Source organism: Actinocorallia lasiicapitis, assembly GCF_054778695.1.
Genome location: NZ_BAAGZI010000352.1, coordinates 1 through 6,276, shown reverse-complemented (window position 1 = coordinate 6,276; position 6,276 = coordinate 1). Strand labels below are relative to the sequence as shown.

6 protein-coding genes are annotated in these 6,276 nt (G+C 70.4%); all 6 read right to left on the bottom strand.

Features of this window, described 5'->3' with window-relative positions; translation table 11 throughout:
• A partial coding sequence (locus ACYVE7_RS27250; RefSeq protein WP_460368509.1) for a [protein-PII] uridylyltransferase family protein occupies positions 1-913 on the bottom strand: 913 nt, incomplete at its 3' end.
• Positions 914-1,019: 106 nt separating this feature from the next.
• Complete coding sequence (locus ACYVE7_RS27245) at positions 1,020-1,358, bottom strand: P-II family nitrogen regulator (RefSeq protein WP_460368507.1); 339 nt, start codon at positions 1,356-1,358, stop codon at positions 1,020-1,022.
• The gene (locus ACYVE7_RS27240) at positions 1,355-2,689 is read right to left on the bottom strand and encodes an ammonium transporter (RefSeq protein WP_460368505.1); all 1,335 of its coding nucleotides are present in this window, start codon (positions 2,687-2,689) and stop codon (positions 1,355-1,357) included. Before ACYVE7_RS27240 ends, ACYVE7_RS27245 begins: the two co-directional genes overlap by 4 nt.
• A gap of 171 nt (positions 2,690-2,860) precedes the next feature.
• On the bottom strand, positions 2,861-3,415 hold the full coding sequence (locus tag ACYVE7_RS27235) for a hypothetical protein (RefSeq protein WP_460368503.1): 555 nt from the start codon (positions 3,413-3,415) through the stop codon (positions 2,861-2,863).
• A 98-nt stretch (positions 3,416-3,513) separates the two neighbouring features.
• A complete protein-coding gene (gene ftsY / locus ACYVE7_RS27230) occupies positions 3,514-4,680 on the bottom strand; it encodes a signal recognition particle-docking protein FtsY (protein ID WP_460368501.1) in 1,167 nt (388 codons plus the stop codon).
• 48 nt (positions 4,681-4,728) lie between these two features.
• The coding region (locus ACYVE7_RS27225) for an AAA family ATPase (protein WP_460368499.1) at positions 4,729-6,276 on the bottom strand (1,548 nt) is incomplete at its 5' end.

Below are 6,276 nucleotides of genomic sequence, written 5' to 3'. Positions count from 1 at the left end.
GGTTCCCGGCGGCGGCAGCGGCGCGCAGCGGCAGCGACGGATCGGACAGGTCGGCGCCGCGCGCCAGCACGACCTCGCCCTCGTACTCGACGAGCCCGTCGGCGAGCGGGGTCCGCTCGGAGCTGACGGGCGGCGCGCAGTAGCGCTCCACATGCCGCCAGGCGTGGTCGGCGGCGTAGGTGATGGTGCGGGCGGCTTCGGCGACCAGGCCGAGCAGCGCGTTGGCGTCCGCCAGTTCGAGGAGTTCGGCGACGGCCTGCTGGTCCTGGAGGATCAGCCGGTCGGTGGCGCGCCCGGTGACCAGATGCAGGGCGTGCCGGACGTCGAGGAGCTGGTCGTAGGCGGCCCGGACGCGCGCGGTGAACGGCGGCACCACCCAGGTCGCGACGATCGCCTGCATGACGTGGACGTCGCGGAGCCCGCCCCGCGCGTCCTTCACATCGCCTTCCAGCAGGAACGCCAGCTCGCCGAGCCGCTCCCAGCGCTCCCTGGTCATCTCGTGCAGCTCGGGCAGCCGCACCTTGGCGGTGGCCCGCCAGTCCTTCAGGACGGCCGTGCGCAGCTCGTCGGCGAGCGCGGTGTCCCCGGCCAGGCAGCGGCCGTGCAGCAGCCCCATGACGGCTTTCAGATCGTCACGTGCCACTTCGCGGGCCTCCGGCACGGTCCGCACCGAATGGTCGAGCTTGAGCCCCTTGTCCCAGATCGGATACCAGAGGCGGTCGGCGAGGTCCGCGATGTCGTCGCGGCCCCGGTGCACCAGCACCAGATCGAGGTCGCCGCCGGGCGTCAGATCACGCCGGCCCAGGCTGCCGACCGCGACCAGCGCCACGTCGGGCTCGTCGCCCAGCAGCCCCGCCAGCCAGCCGTCCAGCTCGGCGACCCGTGCGCGCCGCTCCTCCGCAAAACTCCGCACCGTGCTCCCCATTCCGGAATCTCCAGCCCTGCCGCGCAAAAGAGTAGGGGCGCTCCGGGAGTGACCCCGGAGCGCCCCTAGCGCTCTCCCCCGAACCCGACGCGCACTACAGGGCGTCGGCTCCGGTCTCACCGGTGCGGACACGGACGACCGTGTCGACCGGCACGGACCAGACCTTGCCGTCGCCGATCTTGCCGGTCTGCGCGGCCTTCACGACCACGTCGATGACCTCGTCGGCGTCCTCGTCGTCCACGACGATCTCGACGCGGAGCTTCGGCACCAGGTCCACCTTGTACTCGGCGCCCCGGTAGACCTCGGTGTGGCCCTTCTGGCGCCCGTAACCGCTGGCCTCGGAGACCGTGAGTCCCTTGATGCCGAACGTCTCGAGCGCGGCCTTGACGTCATCCAGCTTGAACGGCTTGATGATCGCGGTGATCAGCTTCATGCGTCTGCCTCAATCTTGGTGTCGGCCGCGACCGGAGCGGTGGCCTTCGCGAGCGTACCGGTGCCCGCGGAAGTCACGAAGTCGTAGGCGCTCTCCGCGTGCTCGGCGATGTCGATACCGGCGGCCTCGTCCTCTTCGTCGATCCGGAAGCCGATGGTGAGGTCGATGACCTTGCCGATGATGAAGGTCACCGTGAAGGAGTAGGCGAGGGTCGCGCCGACCGCGATGGCCTGCTTGCCCAGGAGGGTGAAGCCGCCGCCCGCCAGGACGCTGTCCGCGCCGAGCGCCGCGGAGCCGAAGACCCCGATGGCCAGGGCGCCGACGATACCGCCGACCAGGTGGACGCCGACGACGTCGAGCGAGTCGTCGTAGCCCAGCTTGTACTTCAGGCCGACCGCGACCGCGCAGATCGCACCGGCGATCAGGCCGAGCACCAGGGCGCCGAGCGAGGTCATGGTGGCGGCGGCCGGCGTGATGGCGACCAGGCCGGCGACGATGCCGGACGCGATGCCCAGCGTGGTCGGAGCGCCGTCACGGAACTTCTCGACGATGATCCAGGCGAAGCCGGCGGCGGCGGTGGCGACGATGGTGTTCATGAACGCGACCGCGGCGGTGCCGTTGGCGGCCAGCGCCGAACCGGCGTTGAAGCCGAACCAGCCGAACCACAGGATGCCGGCGCCGAGCAGGACGAACGGCAGGTTGTGCGGACGCATGGGCTCCTTCGGCCAGCCCTTGCGCTTGCCGAGCACCAGAGCCAGGGCGAGAGCCGCGGCACCGGCGTTGATGTGGACGACCGTGCCGCCCGCGAAGTCGAGCGCGCCGAGCTTGAAGATCCAGCCCTCGCTGAACCAGACCCAGTGCGCCACCGGCAGGTAGACCACGGTGACCCAGATGGGGGTGAAGATCGCCCAGGCGGCGAACTTGGCACGGTCCGCGATCGCGCCGCTGATCAGGGCGACGGTGATGATCGCGAAGGTCGCCTGGAAGGCGACGAAGGCGAGGGTCGGGTAGCCGCCGGACGCGGCGACGTCACCCTCGGCGGCGACGAAGCCGCTGATGTCGGTCTCGAGGCCGACGAGGCCCCAGACGTCCAGGCCGCCGAACAGCGCGGGCACTCCGCCCTCGCTGCCGAAGGCGACGGAGTAGCCGTAGAGCACCCAGATCATGCCGACGATGCAGATGCTGACGAAGCTCATCATCATCATGTTCAGCACGGACTTGGCGCGGCTCATGCCGCCATAGAAGAAGGCAAGGCCAGGCGTCATGAGCAGCACCAATGCCGCGCTTGTGAGCAGCCAGGCGGTATTGCCGCTGTCGATGAAGGGTTCCATGCGGAGAGCGCCTCCCGGTTGGAATTTCTTGGGTCGCCGAGAAGACTCTGACTCAGGGGTTTCCCCCAAACGGCACTGATGTTTCCGACGTGTGAAACATCCCACAGCCCTGTTTCCGGAGTGTTTCCCCTCCTGCACCGGTCCAAGCGGACCGGCACACGAGGGTGATGATCACCCGGTGGAACGCTCCTTGACCTGCCTGCCGAACAGACCCCACGCGGCGGCGAGCACCAGCAGCGCCGCGGCGACGAGCGAGAGGTACCAGCCGCCCTCGATGCCCACTCCCGCGGCCGCGACTTTCTGGACCTGGTTGTTGCTGCTGAGCGTGGACAGATCCAGGGCGTTCCGGTAGCGGAACGGGTAGACGAGCACCGGGACCAGCGCCAGCGCGCCCGCGAGCAGGGTGCCCTGGAGGAGGGAGCGGCGGCGGTCGGGGAGGACGGTGGCGGTGAGGGCGAAGAGGCCGGCGAGGAAGGCGAACAGGAGGGTCCACTTGCCTTCGGCGAGGCGGACGCCGGTGAGTGTCGAAGAGGTGAAGAACGTGACACTCAGCCACGGGAGCAGAGTGCCGACGATCAGCAGGCCCGCCGCCAGGGTCGCGTAGGTGGCCGCCTGGTCCTCATGCTTGTCGTCCGCCGGATCCTGCGGGACGAGCTCCGAGAAGGGCTCACCGGACGCTTCAGCGGGTTCCTGGGCGTCCGGGGTCTCGAAAGCAGGTGCGGACATGACGAACCCCCCGATTCCCTGAGCAATAGGGCCTTTCCGACCACGTAATCACGGTCGGGGGAATCGGGGGGCAGGGTGGTGCCCGCTTTCGGCAAAGATCAGCCGATGATGGCGTCCACGAACGCCTCGGGGTCGAACGGGGCCAGGTCGTCGGGGCCTTCGCCCAGGCCGACGAGCTTGACCGGGACGCCCAGCTCCCGCTGGACGGAGATCACGATGCCGCCCTTGGCGGTGCCGTCGAGCTTGGTGAGCGCGATGCCCGTGACATTGACGACCTCGGCGAACACACGGGCCTGCGTCATCCCGTTCTGGCCGGTGGTGGCGTCGAGGACCAGGATGACCTCGTCGACGGCGGCCTGCTTCTCGATGACGCGCTTGACCTTGCCGAGCTCGTCCATCAGCCCGGTCTTGGTGTGCAGCCGGCCCGCCGTGTCGATGATCACGGTGTCGGCGCCGGTCTCGATGCCCCGCTTGACGGCGTCGAACGCGACGGACGCCGGGTCGCCGCCCTCAGGACCGCGGACGACCTCGGCGCCCACCCGCTCGCCCCAGGTGGCGAGCTGGTCGGCGGCTGCGGCGCGGAAGGTGTCGGCGGCGCCCAGCACGACCTTGTTGCCGTCGCCGACCAGGACCCGGGCGAGCTTGCCCGTGGTGGTGGTCTTGCCGGTGCCGTTGACCCCGACGACCATCAGCACGGCCGGTTTGCCGCCTTGCTTCTCCGTGTGCAGGCCGCGCGGCAGATCGGGGCCGATCTGGGCGAGGAGCTGCTCGCGGAGCAGGTCGCGGACTTGTTCGGGGCTGAGCTTGCCGAGCACCTTCTGCTTGGTGCGCAGCTCCTCGACGATCATCCGGGCCGGGGTGACGCCGACGTCGGCCGTGATGAGGGTGTCCTCGATCTCGTCCCAGTCGTCGTCGGTGAGGGAGTCGCGGGACAGCAGGCTGAGCAGGCTCTGGCCGAGCGCGCCCTGGGAGCGGGCGAGCCGCGCCCTGAGCCGTTGGAGACGGCCGGCGGACGGCGGCGGAATCTCGATCTCCGGCACCGGGATCGCGTCGGCCGGGACTTTCGGCTCCGGTTTCGCCGGAGCGGCGGGCACGCTCTGGTCGGGCGCGCTCCGATCGGTGGCCGGCGCGGGCGGCGCCTGGATGACCGGCGGCCGCGGCGGCGCCTCCAGCGTCCGCCCGGACGACCGGGAGCGCAGGAAGGCGACCGAGCCGCCCACGATGGAAAGGACGATCAGCGCGATACCGATGATAAGAAATTCCATAGCCCGTCCAGTCTCGCAGATCCGCGCGGCGGGCCGACGACCGGCGGGTCAGACCGTTTCGTGCTCCCGCATCCGCTGGCTGATCACCTGGCTGACGCCGTCACCGCGCATACTGACGCCGTACAGGGCGTCGGCGCCCTCCATGGTGCGTTTCTGGTGGGTGATGATGATGAGCTGGGACGACTCGCGGAGCTCCTCGAAAACGGAGATCAGCCGCTGCGTGTTGGTGTCGTCGAGGGCCGCTTCGACCTCGTCGAGCACGTAGAACGGCGACGGCCTGGCCTTGAACACGGCGACGAGGAACGCGATCGCGACCAGCGACCGCTCCCCGCCGGACAGCAGCGACAGCCGCTTGACCTTCTTGCCGGGCGGCCGCGCGGCGACCTCGATACCGGTGCCGAGCAGGTCCTCGGGGTCGGTCAGCGACAACGACCCCTCACCGCCGGGGAACAGCCGCGAGAAGATCCCCTCGAAGTGCTCGGCGGTCTCGGCGTAGGCGGAGGCGAACACCTCCTGGACGCGCTGGTCGACGTCCTTGACGATGTCGAACAGGTCTTTACGGGTCTTTTTCAGATCCTCGAGCTGGGACGTCAGGAACGTGTGGCGCTCTTCCAGCGCCGCGAACTCCTCCAGCGCGAGCGGGTTGACCTTGCCGAGCGCCGTCATCTGCCGTTCGGCGGCCTTGGCCCGCTTCTCCTGGACGGCCCGGTCGAACGGCTCCGGCATCGCCTCGGGGTCCTGCGGCGGGACGAGCTGGTCGGGCCCGTACTCCTCGAGCAGCCCTTCGAGCTCCATCCCGTACTCGTCCAGGGCCTTGGTCTCGAGCTGTTCGAGCCGCATCCGCTGCTCGGCGCGGGCGACCTCGGTGCCGTGGACGGCGTTGACGAGCCGTTCGAGCTGGGTGCCGTACTCCCGCACCTGCCCACGGACGATCTTCAGTTCCTCTTCGCGCCCGGCCCTGGCCAGTTCGGCGGCCTGCCGTTCGGTGACGGCCACTTCGAGCGAGGCGTCGATCCGTTCGAGGGCGTGGCGGGCGCCGTGCAGGACGGCCTGCGCGGTCTTGGCCTGCCGGACCCGGCGGCGACGCCGTTCGACGGCCTCGGCGCGGTCGCGGCGCTCGGTCTCGGCCTGCCGGTCGAGGGCGTCGGCGCGGCCGGAGATGGCGCGGACCCGCTCCTCGGCGCTGCGGGCCTGGAGCCGCGCCTCCATCTCGAGGCCGCGCAGCTCCTGGACGCGGTCGGCGAGCTCGTCCCTGATCTCGGTGTCGACCTCTTCGTCGATCTCCTCGGCGGACGCCTTCTCGAACCGCTCCTCGAGCCCGGCGAGCCCTTCGGCGTCGCGGTCGCGGTTCTCCTCTGCCTTGCGGACCGACGCCCCGATCCGTTCGGCTTCGGCCCGCGCCGCCTGGGCGGCGGCCTGGAGCCGTGCTTCGGCCTTGGCCTCCTGGGCGGCGGCGGCGTCGGCCTCACGGACCCTGGCCCTGACCCGGTCCAGTTCGCTCTGCGCCTGGTTGACCCCGGACTGGGCGGTGTTGGCCTGCGCCTGGGCCTCTTCGACGGTGCCCTGGGCGTCGGCCTCGGCGACGGCCGCGGCCTC

Excerpts from the sequence above, each read along its gene's own strand:
- ACYVE7_RS27235 (WP_460368503.1), bottom strand. The coding sequence starts at position 3,415 with ATGTCCGCACCTGCTTTCGAGACCCCGGACGCCCAGGAACCCGCTGAA.
- ACYVE7_RS27245 (WP_460368507.1), bottom strand. The coding sequence starts at position 1,358 with ATGAAGCTGATCACCGCGATCATCAAGCCGTTCAAGCTGGATGACGTC.
- ACYVE7_RS27240 (WP_460368505.1), bottom strand. The coding sequence starts at position 2,689 with ATGGAACCCTTCATCGACAGCGGCAATACCGCCTGGCTGCTCACAAGC.
- ftsY (WP_460368501.1), bottom strand. The coding sequence starts at position 4,680 with ATGGAATTTCTTATCATCGGTATCGCGCTGATCGTCCTTTCCATCGTG.